Source organism: Sphingobacterium multivorum, from assembly GCF_039511225.1.
Classification (GTDB): Bacteria; Bacteroidota; Bacteroidia; order Sphingobacteriales; family Sphingobacteriaceae; genus Sphingobacterium.
Genome location: NZ_CP154261.1, coordinates 552,819 through 574,346, shown reverse-complemented (window position 1 = coordinate 574,346; position 21,528 = coordinate 552,819). Strand labels below are relative to the sequence as shown.

General features: G+C 39.7%; 16 protein-coding genes. 5 read left to right on the top strand and 11 right to left on the bottom strand.

Annotated elements, in window-relative coordinates; translation table 11 throughout:
- Positions 1 to 28 precede the first annotated feature (28 nt).
- A complete protein-coding gene (locus AAH582_RS02230) occupies positions 29 to 1,276 on the bottom strand; it encodes a glycoside hydrolase family 88 protein (RefSeq protein ID WP_343321121.1) in 1,248 nt (415 codons plus the stop codon).
- A gap of 154 nt (positions 1,277 to 1,430) precedes the next feature.
- A complete protein-coding gene (locus AAH582_RS02225; protein ID WP_343321120.1) occupies positions 1,431 to 3,569 on the bottom strand; it encodes a glycosyl hydrolase family 95 catalytic domain-containing protein in 2,139 nt (712 codons plus the stop codon).
- A 387-nt stretch (positions 3,570 to 3,956) separates the two neighbouring features.
- Here AAH582_RS02225 and AAH582_RS02220 point away from each other — a divergent pair, with 387 nt between their 5' ends.
- The 3 genes from AAH582_RS02220 (at position 3,957) to AAH582_RS02210 (ending at position 10,041) form a co-directional block, all read left to right on the top strand.
- Positions 3,957 to 5,225 carry a Gfo/Idh/MocA family oxidoreductase gene (locus tag AAH582_RS02220; protein ID WP_046674856.1) on the top strand — a complete coding sequence of 423 codons (1,269 nt, stop codon included), beginning with the start codon at positions 3,957 to 3,959 and terminating at the stop codon, positions 5,223 to 5,225.
- Between the two features lie 12 nt (positions 5,226 to 5,237).
- Positions 5,238 to 8,639 carry a family 16 glycoside hydrolase gene (locus AAH582_RS02215; RefSeq protein WP_343321119.1) on the top strand — a complete coding sequence of 1,134 codons (3,402 nt, stop codon included), beginning with the start codon at positions 5,238 to 5,240 and terminating at the stop codon, positions 8,637 to 8,639.
- Positions 8,640 to 8,790: 151 nt separating this feature from the next.
- Complete coding sequence (locus tag AAH582_RS02210; RefSeq protein WP_286754805.1) at positions 8,791 to 10,041, top strand: ROK family transcriptional regulator; 1,251 nt, start codon at positions 8,791 to 8,793, stop codon at positions 10,039 to 10,041.
- Here the strand turns inward: AAH582_RS02210 and AAH582_RS02205 are convergent.
- The 8 genes from AAH582_RS02205 to AAH582_RS02170 form a co-directional block, all read right to left on the bottom strand.
- Complete coding sequence (locus AAH582_RS02205; protein ID WP_312746561.1) at positions 10,038 to 10,397, bottom strand: CoA-binding protein; 360 nt, start codon at positions 10,395 to 10,397, stop codon at positions 10,038 to 10,040. The two genes, AAH582_RS02210 and AAH582_RS02205, sit on opposite strands and share 4 nt — an antisense overlap.
- 136 nt (positions 10,398 to 10,533) lie before the next feature.
- On the bottom strand, positions 10,534 to 11,724 hold the full coding sequence (locus AAH582_RS02200; protein WP_046674852.1) for a serine hydrolase domain-containing protein: 1,191 nt from the start codon (positions 11,722 to 11,724) through the stop codon (positions 10,534 to 10,536).
- 382 nt (positions 11,725 to 12,106) lie between these two features.
- Entirely contained in the window at positions 12,107 to 13,738 is a 1,632-nt protein-coding gene (locus AAH582_RS02195) for a pyruvate dehydrogenase complex dihydrolipoamide acetyltransferase (protein WP_046674851.1), read from the bottom strand.
- A 29-nt stretch (positions 13,739 to 13,767) separates the two neighbouring features.
- Positions 13,768 to 14,763: a pyruvate dehydrogenase (acetyl-transferring) E1 component subunit alpha gene (pdhA, locus tag AAH582_RS02190; protein ID WP_046674850.1), complete on the bottom strand. Its 996-nt coding sequence runs from the start codon at positions 14,761 to 14,763 to the stop codon at positions 13,768 to 13,770.
- Between the two features lie 243 nt (positions 14,764 to 15,006).
- Positions 15,007 to 16,389 carry a histidine--tRNA ligase gene (hisS, locus tag AAH582_RS02185; protein WP_343321118.1) on the bottom strand — a complete coding sequence of 461 codons (1,383 nt, stop codon included), beginning with the start codon at positions 16,387 to 16,389 and terminating at the stop codon, positions 15,007 to 15,009.
- Positions 16,390 to 16,413: 24 nt separating this feature from the next.
- Positions 16,414 to 17,154, bottom strand: a complete 741-nt coding sequence (rnc, locus tag AAH582_RS02180) for a ribonuclease III (RefSeq protein ID WP_046674848.1) — start codon at positions 17,152 to 17,154, stop codon at positions 16,414 to 16,416.
- A gap of 84 nt (positions 17,155 to 17,238) precedes the next feature.
- Positions 17,239 to 18,492, bottom strand: coding sequence for a beta-ketoacyl-ACP synthase II (fabF, locus tag AAH582_RS02175; RefSeq protein ID WP_046674847.1), 1,254 nt, complete (start codon positions 18,490 to 18,492; stop codon positions 17,239 to 17,241).
- A gap of 27 nt (positions 18,493 to 18,519) precedes the next feature.
- Positions 18,520 to 18,756, bottom strand: a complete 237-nt coding sequence (locus AAH582_RS02170; protein WP_028070665.1) for an acyl carrier protein — start codon at positions 18,754 to 18,756, stop codon at positions 18,520 to 18,522.
- A gap of 287 nt (positions 18,757 to 19,043) precedes the next feature.
- On the opposite strand from AAH582_RS02170, the gene AAH582_RS02165 reads away from it, so the two are divergent.
- Both AAH582_RS02165 and pyk read left to right on the top strand, forming a co-directional pair.
- Positions 19,044 to 19,538: an IPExxxVDY family protein gene (locus AAH582_RS02165; protein ID WP_231585289.1), complete on the top strand. Its 495-nt coding sequence runs from the start codon at positions 19,044 to 19,046 to the stop codon at positions 19,536 to 19,538.
- A gap of 134 nt (positions 19,539 to 19,672) precedes the next feature.
- Positions 19,673 to 21,100, top strand: a complete 1,428-nt coding sequence (gene pyk, locus AAH582_RS02160) for a pyruvate kinase (RefSeq protein ID WP_046674845.1) — start codon at positions 19,673 to 19,675, stop codon at positions 21,098 to 21,100.
- A gap of 47 nt (positions 21,101 to 21,147) precedes the next feature.
- Here the strand turns inward: pyk and AAH582_RS02155 are convergent, their stop codons facing one another.
- Positions 21,148 to 21,477 (bottom strand): hypothetical protein, encoded by a 330-nt coding sequence (locus tag AAH582_RS02155; RefSeq protein WP_343321117.1) that lies wholly within the window; start codon positions 21,475 to 21,477, stop codon positions 21,148 to 21,150.
- Positions 21,478 to 21,528: the final 51 nt, after the last annotated feature.

The following is a 21,528-nucleotide window of genomic DNA, read 5'->3' as shown; positions in this document are numbered from 1 at the left end:
TCATCGACACCCTTTTTCTTTGATGGTCCTATTTCGCGATCTCTTTGATCATAGGCTCTCCTGACAATAGGCGTTGATAACGCACCAAGGCTTCAACATAGTAATAATCTGCATAAGTCAAAGGCACATCGATTTCGGAATTCAATGGCAACGCTCCAACACTATGTTGTAAAATGTAACCGCCATTTTGGCCATAAGGAGCAAGATAAGGCGCCTTCGACAGGTTTTTAAGAATAATTTCTGCTTTGTTAAAATAGTTCACAGCCTCACTTCCTTTTGTGTATTGCGAAAGTTCTAATAAGGCCGATGCATACAATGCCGCCGCCGACACATCCCGCAGGTCCTTATTTGGATACATTTTGTCCGACTGCGCAATTTTATCTTTATCAAAATCCCAGTAAGGAACCAGATCAGCAGGCATATTTGGGTTACTTAAGATATATTTTGCGATTTGCTGTGCCTGCTTCAAAAATTCTTTCTTCTTGGTTTCACGATACATCATGGTATAACCATAGAGTGCCCATCCCTGCCCTCTTGACCATGCTGATTCATCAAATGCACCCTGATGTGTTTTTTTTCCAATAGCCTTACCTGTGTTCTTATCATAATCGATCACATGGTAAGAACTATAATCTTTTCTGAAGTGGTTTTTCAAGGTTGTTTCGGCATGAGCTACCGCAATGTCATAGAATTTTTTATCTCCAGTCATTTTAGATACCTGTGTCAAAAATTCCAAATTCATCATGTTATCAATGATTACGGGATACTGCCATGATCCGTGATCCCAAGAACGGATCGTTTTAGTAACGGGACTATAGCGAGATGCTAGAGAATTTGCACCGGTGCTGAGTATTGGCTCATACTTTTGCGTATCGCCCGTGAGACGAAGCGCGTTTCCAAAACTACAGAATAACATAAACCCTAAATCATGCGTACCCTTGTTGTTCTTTTCTTTCTCGAGATACGTCAATTTCTCGGTTGCTTTCTTTAATAATCCCTCATCCTTGGTGCCTTCATATAAATACAGCAATGTCCCCGGATAGAAGCCCGAACACCACCAGCTCGATGAAGAAAAGACCTCTTTTCCATTTTCGAAAGTTTTTGGAAACTTTTCTGCCGGCGTTTCATTCGCCAGGACTTTTATTTGCTTCGCTGCAGCATCTAACTGTTGCTGAATAAACTCTTTGGATAGATTCGGTTTTGCTGTTTGGGCCTGAACGGCAGTCGAAGTGCCCAAAACGGCCAATAATAACACAGAAAGTTGTTTTAATTTCATTATTTTTTATTCGTTTATTTTTATTTGGTCAGCACATAAGCGCGTCAATTCTATCGTTAAATAATCAGCTCTTTTCTCCATTTTAATATGGAGCGTTGGTTCACAGCATCTGCCTATCCAGCTTTTCCTGTCTTCCTCTCTTTAATCTCGGTTATTAATGTGTGTTGATCAAAGCGACTGCTCCCTTATTGAGCTGCAGATCAATCATTCCGTCTTGCGCTATATTAAATGTGCCTTTTCCCTGTATCTTCACCTCTGGTGCCCCAATGCCAGCTTTTAATCGTAGACGACCGCCATATTGACTTTTGATCTGGATGCCGATCGTTTTTCCATTTTTCCGCTGTGCCGATACGAGATTTCCACCATCCGCCAAAAAATTGGAAAAGGACACATTCTCCCATTTATGAGGAATAGCAGGAAACACGCGTAATACGCCATTCCAATACTGCATACACAATTCTTGAATACTTGCCATCGCTGCGAGCGGGGTTTCTATCACCGGACCGCTTTCGGCATATAGCGTATTGGGTTTAATATATTTCTGTAATAAAACATCCAGCGAAGCCAAAGCCGCATCTCCTCTCCCCATCATGGCATACATCGAGGCAGCACCCGTAAATGAATAGCCCTGCAACCATTGCTTTTTGCTCTGCCAATGTGCAATAGAACGCTCAATAAGCGCTTGGTTATTTGCCTGATCCCAGTTTATGTCGTAAAACGGATAAATCATCATGAGATGCGAATAGTGACGATGCGACTCGCCGTAAGGAAGGTCTTTTGCGATCATAAAGCCATCGGTATCTTGCGGATAATCGATCAAGTTGGCCAATACGTCTTTCCATACAGCATGAAGTTTATCCTTACCGCCTCCTTCTTGATCCAGCTCAATAAGTGTCTTGAGCCCCCATCTTAAAATGGAAAGGTCGTAGTTTGTATCATAAGCGTAGCCCTTAGGATACTCTGGTGAATAGGTTTTTACTCCGATATGGTATTTCCCCTGTTGATCCTTTTCCAATAAGTGCAAATGATAATTTATCGCTTCCTTCAGCAGCGGGAACAAGCGATTATATATGTCTTGCGACAGGGTCGCTCGGTAATACTGATAATAGCTATGCAAGAGCCAAACGAGATTTCCCAATTCTTTTTCACCATCGGAAGCTCCTTCAAGTGATACATTCTTAGCCAAAAGAACGGGGCTCCATAAAGATGGTCCCGAGGAGCGGCCTACAGCCAAACTATTGTAACGATAAGGTTCCGGAACATTTTGTTTTAGCTTATCTTTATTTCGATCAATCATCTGGATTAAAGAATTTGCGATACCGAGTTGGTTAGCTTTGAATACTGGTGAATAGGCAAGTTGCATATTAAGATTAAGCCAATAAGCTGGCCAAGGAGTTGGACTCGTCCATGGCCCCTGTAAATCCATAGCGGGTTTACCTGACCTTGTTGCACTGGCAAGCTTATACAACTGCATATCATAAAACCGCTGATAAACCGTATCTGGCAGCTCGAGTGTCGATGCCTTAAAATAATTGTTCCACCACTTGCGATGGGACGCCAATCCTTTCATTAACTTTTGCTTATTAAAGTTCTGAACATAATTGATCGCCTTTTTGACATAAGCGGTCCCATGCTGGCTATAATCTACAGTAATTAAATAGGTATCCACGTCTTTATCAGATTTGCTCCAATAAGCCGTTACATACCCTCCCCCGGCTAGAAGAGGCTGGTCAAAATATTTTGTTCCGCCCTGTGTCCCAAAACTGCCTTTTGGGTTCGCTGGATAATTTTTCGGTTTTTGCGTATAGCTGAATCCCATCCTTGGACTGATGGCTTCGTCGGGTTTCCAAGTAAGCTGGTAATTTCCCTTAAAATCTTTTTTAAATACCTCTAGCAAGATAATATTGTCATTCGATAAGGTAGTCGTCCGAATTCTCATCATGCCCTTATCCGTGCTGACTTTCGCCTCTGCATAAGCATCTTTTAAATAAATTTCTCCTTGTGCCTGCACAATCGGGCTTTCAAATTCCATTTCAAAATGACCTAACGACATACGCGCCTGATCAAACAATTTGTCGGTCGAATTTGCGCGATGATCAAACACATCAGTTCGTCCAATATCAACACGCATGGAATTCTTATCGGCTAAATAAGTCATTGTTCCCAATAGACCATTCCCGGTAAATACACCTTCATAAATGGTATGACCCAGTGTGGGAATTCTAAATTGTGCTGATCCAGAAATTGACTGGAATAGCGCGCAAATGAGAAAAAATAGTATTCTTAGATTCATCTTTAGGATTAAATGCTATCAGAGCGACCATAAAGATGCTGGATTATTCGACTGAAATCAAGCACCTTTTACGAAAACGATTGAGAAAAATCTAGATTCAAGCTCTTATCTGTCCATCACATCGAATAGCTACACCACTGAAATGTAACAATTTAGCAGATAAAACAACAAAGCATAGGCAATAATGGTGTGGCTATATATGAAAGAAATGAATTCAACAGTATTCTTTTGTTATTTTTTAATAAAACACAAATAAACAATACGTAAAATTTTAGTTATCAGTTTACATTTATCAGTTTTTTATCTATTTTTAAGATTAAATATCCAATGCCGTTATTTTTAACAGCCTAATAGTGGATCAATTATAAAACAACTAATCCAACCAAAATGAAAGAACAGAATTCATCAAGGCGTGATTTCATAAAAAAATCCGTGGTCGGTGCTGCGGCATTTTCTATTGTACCACGCTTTGTACTCGGAGGACAGGGCTATCTTGCTCCGAGCGACCATCTAACCAAAGGTGTAATTGGTGTCGGCAATATGGGCCGTGGGCACTTTGGCTACGCCGGAACTAAAACAGTAGCTATTTGTGATGTGGACAAAACCCATCTGGCGGCAGCACAAGCAGACTTAGGCGGTGGTGTGAAGGAATACCATGACTTTAGGGAGTTGATTAAATCTCCGGAAGTAGATATCGTACATATTGCTACTCCCCCACATTGGCATGGACTGATGTCTATTGAAGCAGCAAAAGCAGGAAAAGATATCTGGTGTGAAAAACCGATGACACGCACTATCGGTGAAGGTAAAAAAGTGAAAGAAGCCATTGCACAGCATGGTAATATCTTTCGTTTAAATACCTGGTTTCGTTTTAAGGATGATTTTTATGGAATGAATGTTCCCGTAAGCAAAATCAAAAAATTGGTTGATACAGGGATGTTGGGTTGGCCGTTGAAAGTGACAATAAGCAAACATACGGGCTTTGACTGGAAATTCTATTGGGTAGGAAAGGAAAACTTACCAGAAGAGAAAGTACCAGCGGAACTTGACTACGATTTTTGGTTAGGTCCAGCACCATACAAACCTTATAATAAGCACCGTGTACATACAACCTTTAGAGGATATTGGGATTATGATGGAGGCGGCTTAGGAGATATGGGACAACACTATATGGATCCTGTTCAATACTTCTTAGGTAAAGACAACGAAAGTCCTGTTACTGTCGACGTGGATGCTCCGCAGCAACATCCGGACGCTGTGGGCACATGGAGACGAATTACATTTACCTATGCCGATGGTTGTCAGATCATTCTAGACGGTGAAGCGAAAGATGAAAAGGCAGCTTATATTGAAGGTCCAAAAGGTAAATTATATCGAGGGTTTCAATCAGATATACCAGATTTGGAAAGGAAACTTGCACAGTACCCTGAACCAGCACCACAGATTACTGACTTCCTGGAATCCGTGCGCACAAGAGAAAAGTTTGCACTGAATGAAATCAATGGACACCGTTCTTGTACTTTGGTCAACATGGGATTAGCAGCATTGCGACTAAATAGATCATTAAAATATGACTCTCAAAACGAGCTATTTATCAATGATGACGCCGCAAATAGATTGATTCACCAACCAATGAGAGGCCCTTGGTCTATTTAAAAAGATATCCCAATGAAAAGAATATTCAATTCGCTGACTGTATTGCTTCTTATATCTAGTGCAACTTACGCTCAGCAACCACAAAATAGAACGACTGCAACCAAAATAGCAGACGTATTGGCACAGCAGCCTGCCGAAGAAAAAGAAAAATTTTTGCTTGCCATGCATGAGCTGGAAGGTTTTTCGTCTGACGACGTTGTCACTTTCCTCAAGGGACTTAAAGCACCGGGAAGCAATAATGCTCCGATAGAATTTGCAGCAAACAGCTATTCATTCTATGTAAATCAACCAGGTAAAGAACAGCAAAAAAGAGTTTTTGTTGAAGGTTTGGCAAAATCCATCTCGCAATTGAGTGAACCAACAAATCAGGTCTTTGCCCTACGCCTATTACGTCAATGTGCAGATAATACCGCTATACCTGCTGTCGCAAATTGCTTGGCAAACGATTATCTTGCCGATGCTGCAGCGAGAACTCTAGTATCTATTCGTACCCCTGAGTCGACAGCAGCCTTAGAAAAAGCTTTAGCAACGTCAACAACAGAGAAAACTGCTATCGCCTTAGTTACTGCGCTCGGAGATTTAAAGGATAAAAATGCTGAAAATGCTATTTTGGGATTGACCAAAAAATATAATTCGGACGGTTTTCAACGGACAGCATTAATCGCATTAAGCAAAATCGGTGGCACAGCTTCTGAATCGCTATTCCAGGAAAAACTAACTGCTGCAGGTTACAGCTACGACAAATTTGATGCGGTTGGTCTTGGTATCGACTATGCTCAAGCATTGATCGACAATAAGCATGATCAAGATGCAATCAAGTTTCTGAACAAATTTTTCCAAGAATCCCAAAAAGCCAAATCAATCAACGGTCAAATTGCATCGCTTAAATTATTGACAACCATTGACCCAGCGAAACAACAAAAGAACTTATTAGCAGCAGTTAAGAGCGATAATGGTGCTTACCGTAACATTGCTTTACAATTACTCGGAAAATACGGAAAGGGCAGCGACGCAAAAAGCTTGCTTGCTTTAGCAAGCAAGGGTACGCCTGAAGTTCAAGAAAGTGTATTGAACTACTTAGCCCACAATGGTTCGGCAAGCAGCTTAAAACTAATCCAGGCTTTAGTAAATAAAACACAGTCTCCAGTAACTAAATTAGCCGGACTAAATGCACTAAATACGCTATCACAAGGAAAAGAAACCAATACTTTAATCCAGGCTCTCAACGCAGATCAACAGTTCAACAATTCGGTAAAAGCGTTGATCCTGTCGTCTAAAGATGCAAATGTCGTTACCGATGTCAACAATGCGCTCGCTACGGTAGACGACGACAAAAAAATTCAATTGCTGGATATTTTAAGTAAACGTTCCAACAATGCATCATCCAAAGCTGTATTAGCAATAAAGAGTTCAAATCCTGCTGTCGAGGAAGCGATCAACAAAGCACTTCCCAATGTTGCCCAGGAGTCGGATTTAGAAGAACTATTCAATAGGCTAAACAATACGACCGATAATAAATCTGCCGTTCTATTGCAACGTGCCATTGTCAATGTGATTCAGTCAAGCACAAATTCAAAAGGATTAACAGAAAAACTAGCAGCTAATATAGCGAAATCAGCAGCGCCTAATACCGCCAAATATTTCCCTATTTTTGCTGGGCTTGGTGACGCACAGTCATTGAAAGCTGTAACAGCATACCTTAACAATAATAATACGAGTCTACGGTCAGCAGCAATTGAATCTTTGGCTAGCTGGTCTTCCTCCAATGCACTTCCAGAATTGGTATCTCTTTCCCGAACAGAAAAAGATGATAATCTGTTCAATACGGTATACCGGGGATTAATTAAATCAATTTCTTCTTCTTCGAATACGCCTGAACAGAAAACGTTGTTATTAAGAGATGCATTCAGCGTTGCCAAAACAGCAGATCAGAAAAAAGCAGCATTATCGGCGTTACAACCTACAGGAACATACCAGTCTTTAATTTTTGCCGCCGACTTAATGAACGATGCACAACTGGGCGGAACTGCCGCCAATGTAGCAATGAACATTGCCATGGACAACAAGTTCTATGGAAAAAAGGTCAGAGAGGTTCTTGAGCAGGTCATCGGTAAATTGTCGGGTAGTGAAAGTGGATACCTTAAAGAAGCCGTTGTTCGCTATCTCGCTGAAATGCCCATCAAAGAGGGGTACGTTTCGATGTTCAATGGTAAAGACCTAAGTGGCTGGAAAGGTTTGGTAGCGGATCCGATCAAACGCAGTAAGATGGACGAGAAGACTTTAGCAGCAGAACAAGCTAAAGCCGACGATATCATGCGCAAAGGATGGAAAGCATCCAATGGCGAAATTGCCTTCAGTGGTAAAGGAGATAACCTGGCTACCGTAAAGAAATATGGCGATTTTGAAATGCTCGTAGATTGGAAATTGGAGAACTATGGTGGTATAGAAGGTGATGCCGGTATTTACTTGAGAGGTACTCCACAGGTACAAATTTGGGATATTGCGAATACAAGAGTCGGTGCCCAAGTTGGCTCTGGTGGATTATATAACAACCAGAAAAATGAAAGCAAACCATTGAAGGTTGCCGACAATGCTACCGGCGAGTGGAACACGTTTAAAATCAAAATGGTAGACGATAAAGTCACGGTTTGGTTAAATGGACAGTTAGTAACCGATAATATTCCTCTTGAAAACTATTGGGATAGAAACCAATCCATTTTCCCTACCGAACAAATTGAGTTACAAGCGCATGGTTCAGTTGTTTATTATAGAGATCTTTTTATCAAGGAATTCCCAAGAAAGCAAATCTTTAAGTTGAGCGATCAAGAGAAAAAAGAAGGTTTTGAAGTACTTTTTGATGGAACAAACCTCGACAAGTGGACAGAAAACCAAGCTTATGTCATCAATGACGAAGGTTATATCTGGGTGTATCCAAATGCAAAATTTGGTGGAAACCTCTACACAAAAGAAGAATACGCAGACTTCATTTATCGCTTCGACTTCAAATTAACCCCTGGTGCCAACAATGGTGTGGGAATAAGGGCTCCTCTAGAGGGGGACGCCGCATATGAGGCAATGGAAATTCAGGTACTTGATGATGGCGCAGATGTTTATAAAGACTTGAAGCAATACCAATATCACGGTTCGATTTATGGTGTTGTTCCTGCCAAAAAAGGTCATTTAAAACCTGTAGGTGAATGGAACTCTGAGGAAATAGTCGTGAAAGGAAATCGTATCAAAGTTACACTGAATGGCGCTGTTATTGTTGATGCGGATATCGCCGAGGCAAGCAAAAACGGAACCTTAGATGGCAAACAACATCCTGGACTTAAACGAACCTCTGGTCATATCGGCTTCCTTGGACACGGTACCGAAGTATTCTTTAAAGATATTCGAGTAAAAAAACTCAAATAGTCTTAACTTATACGTAGAGAGGGGATAAGGAATCTTATCCCCTTTTTGCTAATTAGCCCACTTGTTTGTCAAGTGAGAAAAATAACCAAATGATTCCAAAACTTTTGCTAAATTAAAGCCCTGAGGATTCTATTTCAAAATATGATGTTTTATGACTAAAGCCGTAAACTTACTGATTAACAAAAAATTGGAGAGTAAACCTGAAAAGAAAAATCTGTTCAATAAAATCTCCATTATAAAATTAATAGCCGAATTAGGATCTGTATCGGTAAATGACATTGTAAAAAACCTCTATTTAAGCCTGCCTACGGTGAATAGCCTCATTGCAGAGTTGCTGGAAGATGATTTTATCCGTCAATTTGACAAAGGAGAATCTATTGGCGGACGTAAACCCAATTTATATAAACTATGTGATGGATTGTTTCAGGTGCTTTCGATTGAGCTCCAACGTTTCTCCATCACGATGAGCATAATGGACAACAACCAGAACATTATTGCTGAAACTGTTGAGCTGGATAATGAATTATCTCGCAATGGAGAAAATCTAGCCGCTATCACACAAATCGTTGATCAATATCTTATCGATAAATCAGTTGATATCGAGAACCTAACAGGAATTATCATTGGTATGCCTGGGCTAATCAACGCTGAAGAAGGTACCAACGAGACTTTTTTACATGACGATAATCAATCCATAACAAGCTACTTTGAGCGTATATATAAAAAACCGGTCTTCATTCTCAATGACGTCAAAGGCGCTGCTTATGCTGAATTGAAATTTGGATTGGCAAAAAACACAAAAAACAGTTTAATTATCTTAATGGATTGGGGGATTGGTTTAGGAATCGTCTCCAATGGCGAAGTCTATCTGGGACGTGATGGCTACTCTGGCGAAGTGGGACATATGCCCTTTATCGATAATGGCGAGCTATGCTACTGTGGGAAAAGAGGTTGTTTGGAAACCGTAGCTTCCGGAATTGCTTTGGTCAACAATGCTAAACAGGAAATCCAGAAAGGAGAGCTGACTAAATTAAATGAATTGCAACCCGATGAATTACAACACTTAACACCGACACATATTATTGAAGCTGCAAACAAAGGTGATCAATTTGCAATAAACCAGATTTCAAAACTAGGGACAAATCTAGGGAAAGCATTTGCATCCTTGATACAGCTCCTCAACCCCGAATTGATCGTATTGGGTGGTAAGATTGCAAAAGCAAATGAACTGATCACGATTCCCATACAGCAAGCCATAAATTCGTATACCATGGCGATCTTGAAGGAACATTGTGACATTAAAGTTTCAAGTCTAAATCTTGACAGCAATACCGTGGGGCTAACAAATTATTTTATCACGAAGTATCTTTCGGTTGAATTACTTCATAAGTCCAAAATCTAAAATTGCCCTGTACTCAACAAGACAAGAGTACAGGCTCTTTCTGTTTTAATGCCGTGCTCCATAGCGAGCTGTTCCAATGTTGAATTCTCTGCACCAGGATTAAATATGATTCGTTTTGGCTTCGTAGCCAATATATAATCATAGTATTCTTTCTGATTAGGCTCGCTAAGGTACATTGTCACCGTATCAATATCTGTATAGATCTCACCTTTCTTTTCAATGGGAACTCCAGCAGCTTCACCTCCACTCAGGCCAATATTGACAATAGCATGCCCATGTTTATGCAGCATATTTGCCGCTTTATTCGAATAACGCGAAGGATTGGTGCTAGCACCCAAAATCAATGTTTTTTTCATCCCTATATATCTTTTGTATGTACCTATTGCCCCGTCCATTTAAGGTATTTCTATTATCTCCTTTGCGCTCTAGTTTACAATAAGGAAGATAGATAAAGAAAATAACCTCCATGCTCAAAATGGCATCGCTCAGAAATTACTCATCGATGATAAAATCACCATGGGTGCTATAGGCATTTTTACGCAATACCGGCATTCCCATGATTTTATAAAGCTCATCCAATTTGACCAAGCTTCCATTGGTCATATTAGAAAGTAAAACAATAACAATGTTTCTTTTTAAATCTCTTACATAAATATGTCTAAAACCGTGCCACCAGCCTGTATGGTATACGATATGATCATTACCATGCTCAAAGGTACGCCAACCATAACCATAGCTAAAAATTCCCTTTTTGGCATCGGGATATCCTCGGTATGCTGAATCCAATGTTGACTGCTTTAACAATCGTCCATCTCTCAAAGCCAGATCAAAACGATAAAGGTCACGCACTGTACTATAAATTCCTTTGTCACCAAGCGGTCCATCCTGAAAATTTTGCACCACCGATCTTCGCCATACCTTATCATGTCCAATAACGTTGGTCGGAATTTTATCATACACGGCCTTAGAGAGTGCGGCTGTATTTGTCATTCCGGCAACATTGAATACGCTATCTTTCATATACGTCGCATAATCTTGCTTTGATATCTTTTCAATAATGGCCCCTAAGACCATAAAGTTCGAATTATTGTAAAAGAAACGGCCTCCTGGCGCACCATAGCGATTAGGCTTAAATTCGGTCAGCATTTTCATCACATCTTGATTTGTCATTCCTTTCTTGCGATCAGGCCAATGTTCCTCCGAAAAATAAACATAATTAGGTAATCCCGAGCGGTGTGTCAATAACATTTTTATGGTAATACCAGGATAAGGAAAATCCGGATAGAAGTCATTGATCGTTTGATCGAGACGTAGCTTTCCTGCCTCCACTAACTTCAAAATTCCGACAGCTGTTAACGGTTTAGAAACGGAAGCGAGTTCAAATTTGTCATCTATTTTTAGACTATCCCGTTTTAAGTAATTGGCCCAGCCGAATGTATTCTGATATAAGATTTTCCCATCTTTAGCAACAAGAACGTTCCCATTGAATGCAGCTTTTGAATGAAGGTTTTTCATAAAAGCATCGATTTTCTGATCTGCATTATTTGGATTATAGACGAGTCTCGTGCTATCTACTTTTGCCTGCGCTATTGCTGCTTCCTTCTGTTTTTTCTCTTTTGAACTACAAGCCACTGTAGATACCATCAAAAGAGCGACCATTCCCTTTAAAAAAAATAATTTCACTATACTAAGTCTCCCGGATTTTTGTGTTTTATGTATTGTTTATCAATAAATACCTCCTATTTCCTTTGTTCTAAACAACATCAAATTATTGAAGCTCGTAATAGAAGGACCAGCCTACTGATAATAATGCTAAAATGAAGATTTTAGTATAAAAAAACGAATTTTTCATCACAATAATTGATATTCATCGGATATGTTACCTTTTTTAAGTGCGCAGTCTCTTTCACTCTAGCAACGGACAACCTGGGCTTACTTCAAACAAATGGATAACGATGGAAAACTATAGGTAAAAAAACTTTTCCCTATCATAAGATTAACCAATTAAGGCCATAAAAAAAGCCACCTTATTACTAAAGTGGCTTTTAATTCCTCAACTAAAGGATTATGCTAATAATCTTACTGGATTTTCAACCAAAGATTTTAATGTTTGCAAAAATGCAGCTCCAGTTGCACCATCGACCACGCGGTGATCACAACCCAATGTCACTTTCATTACATTACCAGGAACTACAGCACCGTTTTTAACAACAGGAACTGCTTGAATAGCACCAACAGAAAGGATTGCTCCATCTGGTGAGTTGATAATGGATGTAAATTCGTCAATTCCAAACATACCTAAGTTGGACACTGTAAATGTAGATCCTTCCCAATCCGCAGGCTGTAATTTTTTAGCCTTCGCTTTTTGAGCGAAGTCTTTCACCTCTGCAGAGATATGCGACAATGATTTACCATCTGCAAAACGCACAACAGGAACTAATAAACCATCTTCAACAGCCATTGCAACACCAATGTTGGTATGCTCATTGAAACGGATTTTATCGCCTTGCCATGAAGAGTTTACAGCAGGATGTTTTTTCAAGGCAACAGCAACAGCTTTTACAACGATATCATTGAAAGAAACTTTTACTGGAGCAACCTCATTGATCTGCGCACGAGCAGCCATTGCATTGTCCATGTCAATTGATACAGTCAAATAGAAGTGTGGAGCTGTAAACAATGACTCTGCTAGACGACGCGCAATAGTTTTACGCATTTGGTTAACTGGTTTTTCAGTATAACGCTCTTCACCAACAAATGTAGGTAAAGTGATTGCTTTTGCTTCTGTTGCAGGAGCGGCTGCAGCTTTTGTTTCCGCAGATTGTGCAGCAACAGGAACAAATGATTCTACGTCTTTCTTCACAATACGGCCACCATCTGCAGAACCTTTGATATCACTTAAGTTGATACCTTTCTCCTGCGCAATTTTACGTGCTAAAGGAGAAGCTTTCACACGAGAATCATCGCTTGAAGTCGATGCTACCGGTGCGGCAGTTACAGCAGCAGCTGAGTCAGCTTTAGGAGCTTCAGCAGTTTCTGCCTTTGCAGGTGCAGATTTTTGATTTAACAAAGGTGTGATATCAGTTCCTGCAGGACCAACGATCGCGATGATGTCGTTAACCTTTGCCGCTTGTCCAGCTTCAAGACCAACATATAATAAAGTACCATCAGCATACGCTGTAACTTCCATTGTCGCTTTATCAGTTTCTACATCAGCAATAGCATCGTCAGATTTAATCGTATCACCAACTTTGAAGTTCCATTGCGCAATGACACCCTCTTTCATGGTATCACTTAACAAAGGCATTGTAATTACCGTACATCCCAATTCCTCAGGAGTTACAGTACTAGCCGAAGATTCTGGACCAGAAACTTCTTCTGCTTTTTTTTCTTCTGTTTTTTCCGGTGCTTTTTCAGCAGCAGGCGCATCACCGCTCAACAATGCTTGAAAATCTTCACCTGGCTCACCTAAAACAGCGATAACAGCATCAATAGCTACTGCTTCGCCTTCTTTAGGACCAATATATAAAAGAGTTCCTTCTTGGTAAGACTCAAAGTCCATTGTAGCTTTATCTGTTTCAATCTCAGCTACTAAATCACCAGAATTTACTTTATCGCCAACTTTTTTGTGCCATTTCGCGATGACCCCTTCGGTCATTGTATCGCTCATTTTCGGCATTCTTACTACTTCAGCCATTCTTTATTATATTATCAAGTTAAAGAGTATTAATCTAAAATAAATGGATAGTCTTGTTGTACATATACATCTTTGTACAATTCATCTGCAGTTGGATAAGGTGATTCCTCTGCAAATTTTACAGACTCTTCAACGACCTTTTTCACATCAGCCTCAACCTCTGCAAACCAAGCGTCATCCGCATAGTTGTTTTCTAAAATAGCATGTTTAGTCGACAACAATGGGTCACGGTCTTTATATGCTTCTAGCTCTTCTTTCGTACGATATTTAGCCGGATCAGACATCGAGTGGCCTTTGTAACGGTATGTGCGAATTTCTAAGAATGTTGGACCTTCACCCGCACGAGCACGTTGAACCGCTTCGTCCATCGCATTGTGTACAGCAACCACATCCATTCCATCAACCGGAGCAGAAGGCATATCGAAACCTAAGCCCATTTTGTAAATATCCTGCATGTTCGTTGTACGTTGTACAGAAGTACCCATGGCATAACCGTTGTTTTCACATACGAAGATAACCGGGAGTTTCCACAACATCGCCATGTTCAATGTCTCATTGAATGCACCTTGACGCACAGCTCCATCACCCATATAACAGATATTTACATTATCTGTACCAAGATATTTTTCAGCAAATGCGATACCAGCACCTAAAGGAATCTGACCACCAACAATACCATGGCCACCCATGAATTTGTGCTCTTTAGAGAAGAAGTGCATAGAACCTCCTTTACCTTTTGAACAACCAGTGATCTTTCCATATAATTCAGCCATACAAGCATTTGCAGAAACGCCTTTAGCCAAAGCGTGGGCGTGATCACGATAAGCAGTGATTAGAGAATCCTCAGGTTTGATTACTGACATCGTTCCAGCGACTACAGCCTCTTGTCCTATGTACAAGTGACAGAAACCACGAATCTTTTGCTGTCCGTAAAGTTGACCTGCTTTTTCTTCAAACTTACGCATAAGTAACATAGACTTATACCACTCCAAATATGTCTCTTTTGTTATAGGTGTTGAACTCATTTCAAAGTTTTGATTTTCTTACTATTCTAGACTACAAATCTAATAATTTTGGACGAATTTCCTTACCCAAAAATCAATTTTATTTATACTTTAAGACACTTCTAAGACATTTGATTTAAAGTATATAGCATTTGATTACAAATAAATGAACGGCACAATCAAATAAATCAAAAACTTATGAAAATAAAAAAGCCAAAGGACTTAATAATCATTTGGCTTAATCTATTTTATGCAAACTGTTTGCTATCGAAGTTTTTGGATCAGCTCACTTTCAGTTACCTTTACCTGCTCCCCGCTTTCCATGTCCTTTAATGACAATTGCCCCGATGCAGCCTCCTCTTCACCGACTAATAACACATAGGGAATACCTTTCCCATCCGCATAGCCCATTTGCTTTTTCAATTTTACAGGAGAAGCATAGAGTTCCGAAGCGATATTTTCCTTGCGAAGTTTGTTGAGTAAGCTCAGGGTATAACTTTCCAGCTGTTTGTCAAAATTGATGATCAGGAGCTTGGTAGAATCAGCTTTCCCAGCAGGAAATAAGTTCAGCTCTTCCAGCACATCATAAATGCGGTCCGCACCAAAGGAAACCCCGACCCCGGTCAGTCCCTTCAAACCAAACATACCTGTAAGATCATCGTAGCGACCACCTCCACCTATACTTCCCATGGCAACTTCATTCGTCTTGACCTCAAAGATACAGCCCGTATAATAATTGAGACCTCGGGCCAATGTAATATCCAGATCTATGATTTGATGAAGCAACTTTTCTTCAGCACCTAATTTGGCCACATAGTCAAACACGTCCTCAATCTCTGCAATACCATTTAAGCCGACAGCAGAAGTTACTAAAATCGCTTTTAAGGAAGCAAGTTTCTCATCATTTGAGCCTTCCAATAAAATTATAGGTTTCAAAATAGCAAGATCTGCTTCTGTAAAACCTCTTTCCAACAACTCTTTGTTGACACCTTCCAACCCGATTTTATCCAATTTATCGATCGCGACAGTCATGTCCACAATCAGCTCCGGTTTGCCGATGATTTCAGCAATACCCGAAAGAATTTTCCGGTTGTTGATTTTGATATTAAAATCTTTCAGTCCAAACCGTTCGAAGGCTTCTTGATAAATCAAAATAAACTCCGCTTCATTCAATAAACTTTCTGACCCGACCACGTCGACATCACATTGATAAAACTCGCGGTATCTTCCGCGCTGCGGACGATCTGCACGCCACACAGGTTGCACCTGAAAGCGCTTAAACGGTAAAGTAATATCATTTTGGTGCATCACAACATAGCGTGCAAAGGGCACTGTAAGATCATATCTTAGTGCTTTCTCTGTTATATGCGGAATGAGCTTATTGGAATTTTTATCGTGAAGCAGGCTGTCGGGCGCTTTTGTCAGGTAGTCACCCGAATTAAGAATCTTAAAGATCAATTTATCGCCCTCGTCGCCGTATTTACCGGTAAGGGTCGTCAAATTCTCAAATGAAGGGGTCTGTATTTCATTATAGCCATATTTTCTGAATACCGTTTTCAGTGTATCGAAAATATAGTTGCGTTTGATCATTTCGGAAGGCGAAAAATCACGCGTTCCTTTTGCCAAAGAAGGTTTTACTACTGCCATATTTGGCAAAGTTAATAAAATCCTTTATTCTACTTCCAGAATTTTAAGGAATTCACAGGCTTTTTCGGCGGCAGATTTCTCGGCAGACTTCTTATTAAAATCACGGCCAAGTCCACAAACAATACCATCCACGACCGCTTCAATACTAAACATCTTAGAAGATTCCCCTTCTGGGTTGTCTGTTTGCCTAAATACGATCTCTTTGCCAGTATGTTGACACCACTCAATCAACCGACTTTTAAAGTTTGTTTCCGTCTGTTCCAATAGGTGAATATCGACGTGCGGTTTAATAATTCGATTCAACAAAAAGCTCTTGGTAAAAACATAGCCCCTATCCAGATAAACTGCCCCAATCAATGCCTCAAAAGCATCACCCAATAAAGATCCTTGTTTATTCGGAAAACTGATCATTCGCGCATCAAACTGGATAAGCTCATTAAACCCCAATTTTCTGGAAAGCTGGTTTAGGTTTGCTCTACTGACAATTTTTGAGCGCATTTCTGTCAGGAACCCTTCATCTTTATAAGGATATTTCTTAAATAACAGTTCGGCCACAACCGAACCCAAAACAGCATCACCTAAGAATTCTAAACGTTCGTTGCTATTTTTTGCGCCCTCTTTAATTGTAACGGCGACAGACTTGTGTCTAAACGCCATCTTGTACAGATGTACATTTCCGGGAACAAATCCAAGCAGGTTTTTTAGTTTTCTAACGTATTCCCGATCTGGCGAAAAATATAATTTATATATCCTTGCAAAAGGCATCTCTTCTAAAAATAAGGCGACAAGTCCTAGTTAAAGAACCTGTCGCTAGCTCATATTATCAAACCATGTTTGAAGGATCAAACATTAAGCTTTATATTTTTTCACAATAACGGTAGCATTATGCCCACCGAAACCGAATGTGTTGCTCAAAGCGGCATTAACGATACGTTTTTGCGCTTTGTTGAATGTAAAATTCAAGTTGTTATCAATTTCCGGATCGTCTGTAAAGTGATTGATTGTCGGAGGGACAATATCATTTTGAACAGCCAATATAGAAGCGATAGTTTCAATAGCCCCTGCAGCCCCCAAAAGGTGTCCTGTCATTGATTTAGTTGAACTGATATTCAATTTATAAGCGTGTTCACCAAACAGGTCAACAATAGCCTTCGTTTCACTAATATCACCGACCGGTGTAGATGTTCCATGAACATTGATATAATCAATATCTGAAAAATCCATCTCTGCATCATTTACAGCCATTGTCATAGCCAGTTTTGCGCCCAATCCTTCAGGATGCGAGGCTGTGATGTGATGTGCATCTGCACTCATTCCACCCCCTGCAATCTCTGCATAGATTTTTGCTCCACGTGCTAAGGCGTGCTCCAAACTTTCTAAGATCAATGCACCCGAACCTTCTCCCGAAACAAAACCATCTCTATCTTTATCAAAAGGACGTGAGGCTGTTTTAGGGTCGTCATTCCGGGTTGACAACGCATGCATAGCATTGAACCCACCAATTCCAGCTTCATTGACTGTCGCTTCTGATCCACCTGTAACAATCACATCAGCTTTGCCCATACGAATATAGTTAAAAGCATCTATCATTGCATTGGTAGCCGAGGCACAAGCCGATACGGCAGAAAAGTTAGGGCCACGTAGACCATGACGCATTGAAATATGTCCTGGAGCAATATCAACGAGCATCTTAGGAATGAAGAAAGGATTGAAACGAGGTGTTCCATCTCCCTTTGCAAAGTTTGCAACCTCTTCAGTGAAAGTTGTTAAACCTCCAATTCCTGATCCCCAAATTACTCCGATACGATTTGTATCTAATTTTTCAAAATCTAAGCCAGCATCTTTAATTGCCTCATCTGTTGACGCAATTGCATACTGTACAAAAGGATCGACTTTACGAGCTTCCTTACGATCCATAAATTCATGCGGATCAAACCCCTTTACCTCACATGCAAACTGAGTCTTGAATTTTGACGCATCAAAATGCGTAATAGGAGCAGCTCCGCTTACACCATTTATTAACGCCTCCCAGTAAGCTGAGACGGTATTACCAATTGGTGTAAGGGCGCCTAATCCTGTTACTACTACTCTTTTAAGCTCCATTTATTACGATTAGCCTAATTAAATTAGTTAGTTAACGTTTTTTTCTAAATAAGCGATTGCTTGACCAACAGTACCAATAGTCTCTGCTTGATCATCAGGAATAGCAACGTTGAATTCTTTTTCAAACTCCATGATCAACTCAACAGTGTCAAGTGAATCAGCACCTAAATCATTAGTGAATGAAGCTTCTGGTGTTACTTCGTTTTCGTCAACACCTAATTTTTCAACGATAATTGCTTTTACTCTTGAAGCGATATCTGACATGATTTTATAGTTTAATTGTTTAATAAATCTGTGCAAAGAAAAATAAATTTCATCAAAATTCAAACCTAAATTGATATTTAGATGAAAGTCACCATGTTAGGCGACCGAACTTATTCGCGTCTTATACTAGCTAACCCACTCTATATTAACTTAGTTCAAGTATAACAAAAAATATTTTGTATTCCAAACGCTCAGCTAATTAACTCAAATTTTACACAAAAAGTATATTCCTACCTCAAAATTATTAGTACCTTCGTTAGCAGAGGGACATATATTTAAACAATAAAGTGGTCAATAAGTTAGTAGCAAGATTGGATATGGACATGAATGAAGAGTTGGATTTTACCCTACTCGCCATCACCTGTTCGTTGAAAGATTACCGACTCTGCCATTTCATCAACAAAGAGACTAACCTGAATTTTTCCAGAGGAAAAGAAAGCAAATACGACCATGATGGTCGACAAAAAAACAAAACCGAAGAAGAGCTTGAATATCACATTGTCTTTGATCCAAAGAAAAAAACAAGCTACCACTTCACTGCTTTTCATTACCTTATCCCCGATGCCGACACCGAATATTTTCTGATCAATAATAAGAGCATCGAAGGCACTTATTTAATCCCGGAAAACCCCCACTTCGATTTTTTTATCATCATCAAAAACTACATCTGTGAGGATGACGTGGAACATATTATCAAAAGGATCAACAAATTACCCGAAGTCGTCATTGCAAAAGAAATATCACCAAAAATATTGAAATCTAAAGAAAATCTCATATTTTAGCAAACTGTAGGTTAGTGTAGCAAATACACCCCAACTTAGATCTAAATTAATTCGATTTAGTTTTGACAAAACACAACAATATAGTAGGCTATTTGTTGTGATTAATGAAGAACATTTAAAATACAAAATAACAGATGGAAAAAGTTCAAAAAAGGACTAAAATTGTCGCAACATTAGGCCCTGCCTCGGCAGACAAACAAGTTTTGACCAACATGATTGCCAAAGGGGTTGATGTGTGCCGGTTGAATTTCTCTCATGGCAGCCAGGAAGATCACCTTAAGGTAATCGAAACTATAAATGCAATAAATAATGAAACAGGATTCAATGTTGCCATCTTAGCCGATTTACAAGGTCCAAAAATTAGGATCGGAAAAATGAAAGAAGGTGGCGCTATTCTCGTGAATGGTTCAAAAGTTGAAATTACAACACAAGAACTTATCGGAGACGAAAACAGAATCTACATTACATACGAAAACTTTCCAAACGATGTTGAAGCCAACGAAATCATTTTACTTGATGACGGAAAACTTCAACTTCGTGTTTTAGAGACCAATCATAAAGATACTGTTACCTGTGAAGTTGTACACGGAGGTGTCCTTACTTCACGTAAAGGCGTTAACTTACCGAATACCAAAGTTTCTATCCCATCGTTGACGGAAGAAGATTTAGACAACTTGAATTTTGCCCTGGATCATGGTGCAGACTGGATCGCGATGTCTTTCGTACGTTCGGCAGATGATATTTTTCAATGTAAAAAAATCATCGAGGCAAAAGGAAGCCATGCACGTGTCATCGCAAAAGTTGAAAAACCAGAAGCGATTGAAAATATTGATGCCATTATAGAAGCTACAGACGCTGTTATGGTTGCTCGTGGTGACCTGGGTGTTGAACTTCCAATGGAAGAAGTACCAGGACTTCAAAAGATCATCGTACAGAAATGTAGAGATCTTTCAAAACCAGTGATCATTGCGACACAAATGTTGGAAAGTATGATTACTACACCGCGTCCTACACGCGCTGAAGTAAACGACGTAGCCAACTCCGTATTGGATGGAGCGGATGCTGTGATGTTAAGTGGCGAGACTTCAGTTGGTGAATTTCCTGAAATCGTTATCGAAACAATGAGTAAAATCATTATCCACGTGGAACAAACTTCTTATCCTTATTATAATGAGAAAGTTAGTGAAATCCACGACGGAACACTTATTCCGGACGCGATTTGTGCATCTTCGGTTTATCTTGCTCAAAAAACAAATGCTTCAGCAATTGCGGTATTAACATCATCTGGAGCAACGGCTTTTGAAATTACAAGTTATAGACCAAATGTAGATATCTTAGTTTTCACAGGAACACAAAAATTGCTAAAACAACTCAGCTTACTTTGGGGTGTAAAAACATTTATTTACGACAAGTTCGAAAGCACGGATGGATCTATCCATGATGTTAACAAATTTATTGTAAAAAATAACTACGTTAAACCTGGATCTATCATTATCAATACAGCGTCGACACCGTTGATCGAAAAAGGTAAAACAAATACAATCCGTGTTTCCCAGCTATAATGGACAATAAGGATTAAAGCAAAAAAAATAGCGTTCTAAATAGAACGCTATTTTTTTTGCCTATTTGGATACAAGGAGTCGATTTTTAATTTAAAATCCTTCACCTTTAGTGAATCATCTAAGCGCCTTAACGGAAGATTTTCAGCTTTATTCTCCCCTTTCGGCATTTTTTCAGTCCCTGGCATTGGCGCCAGACCATCCACGCGATTTAGCTTCTTAATGGGCATATGATACTTCCCATCTGAAGAATCCAATTTAAGGACAGGCATTTTTGATTCTTTTTGTTCCATTAAAGGAATCTGCGGTTTCACCCTCACTTGCCCTAAAGCAATGGTTCCGACTGAAGATAATACCAATAATAATATGTAACTTTTCATCTTTATATAGTTATTAAAGAGCACTCATTGTACCAATGAACGCGTCATATT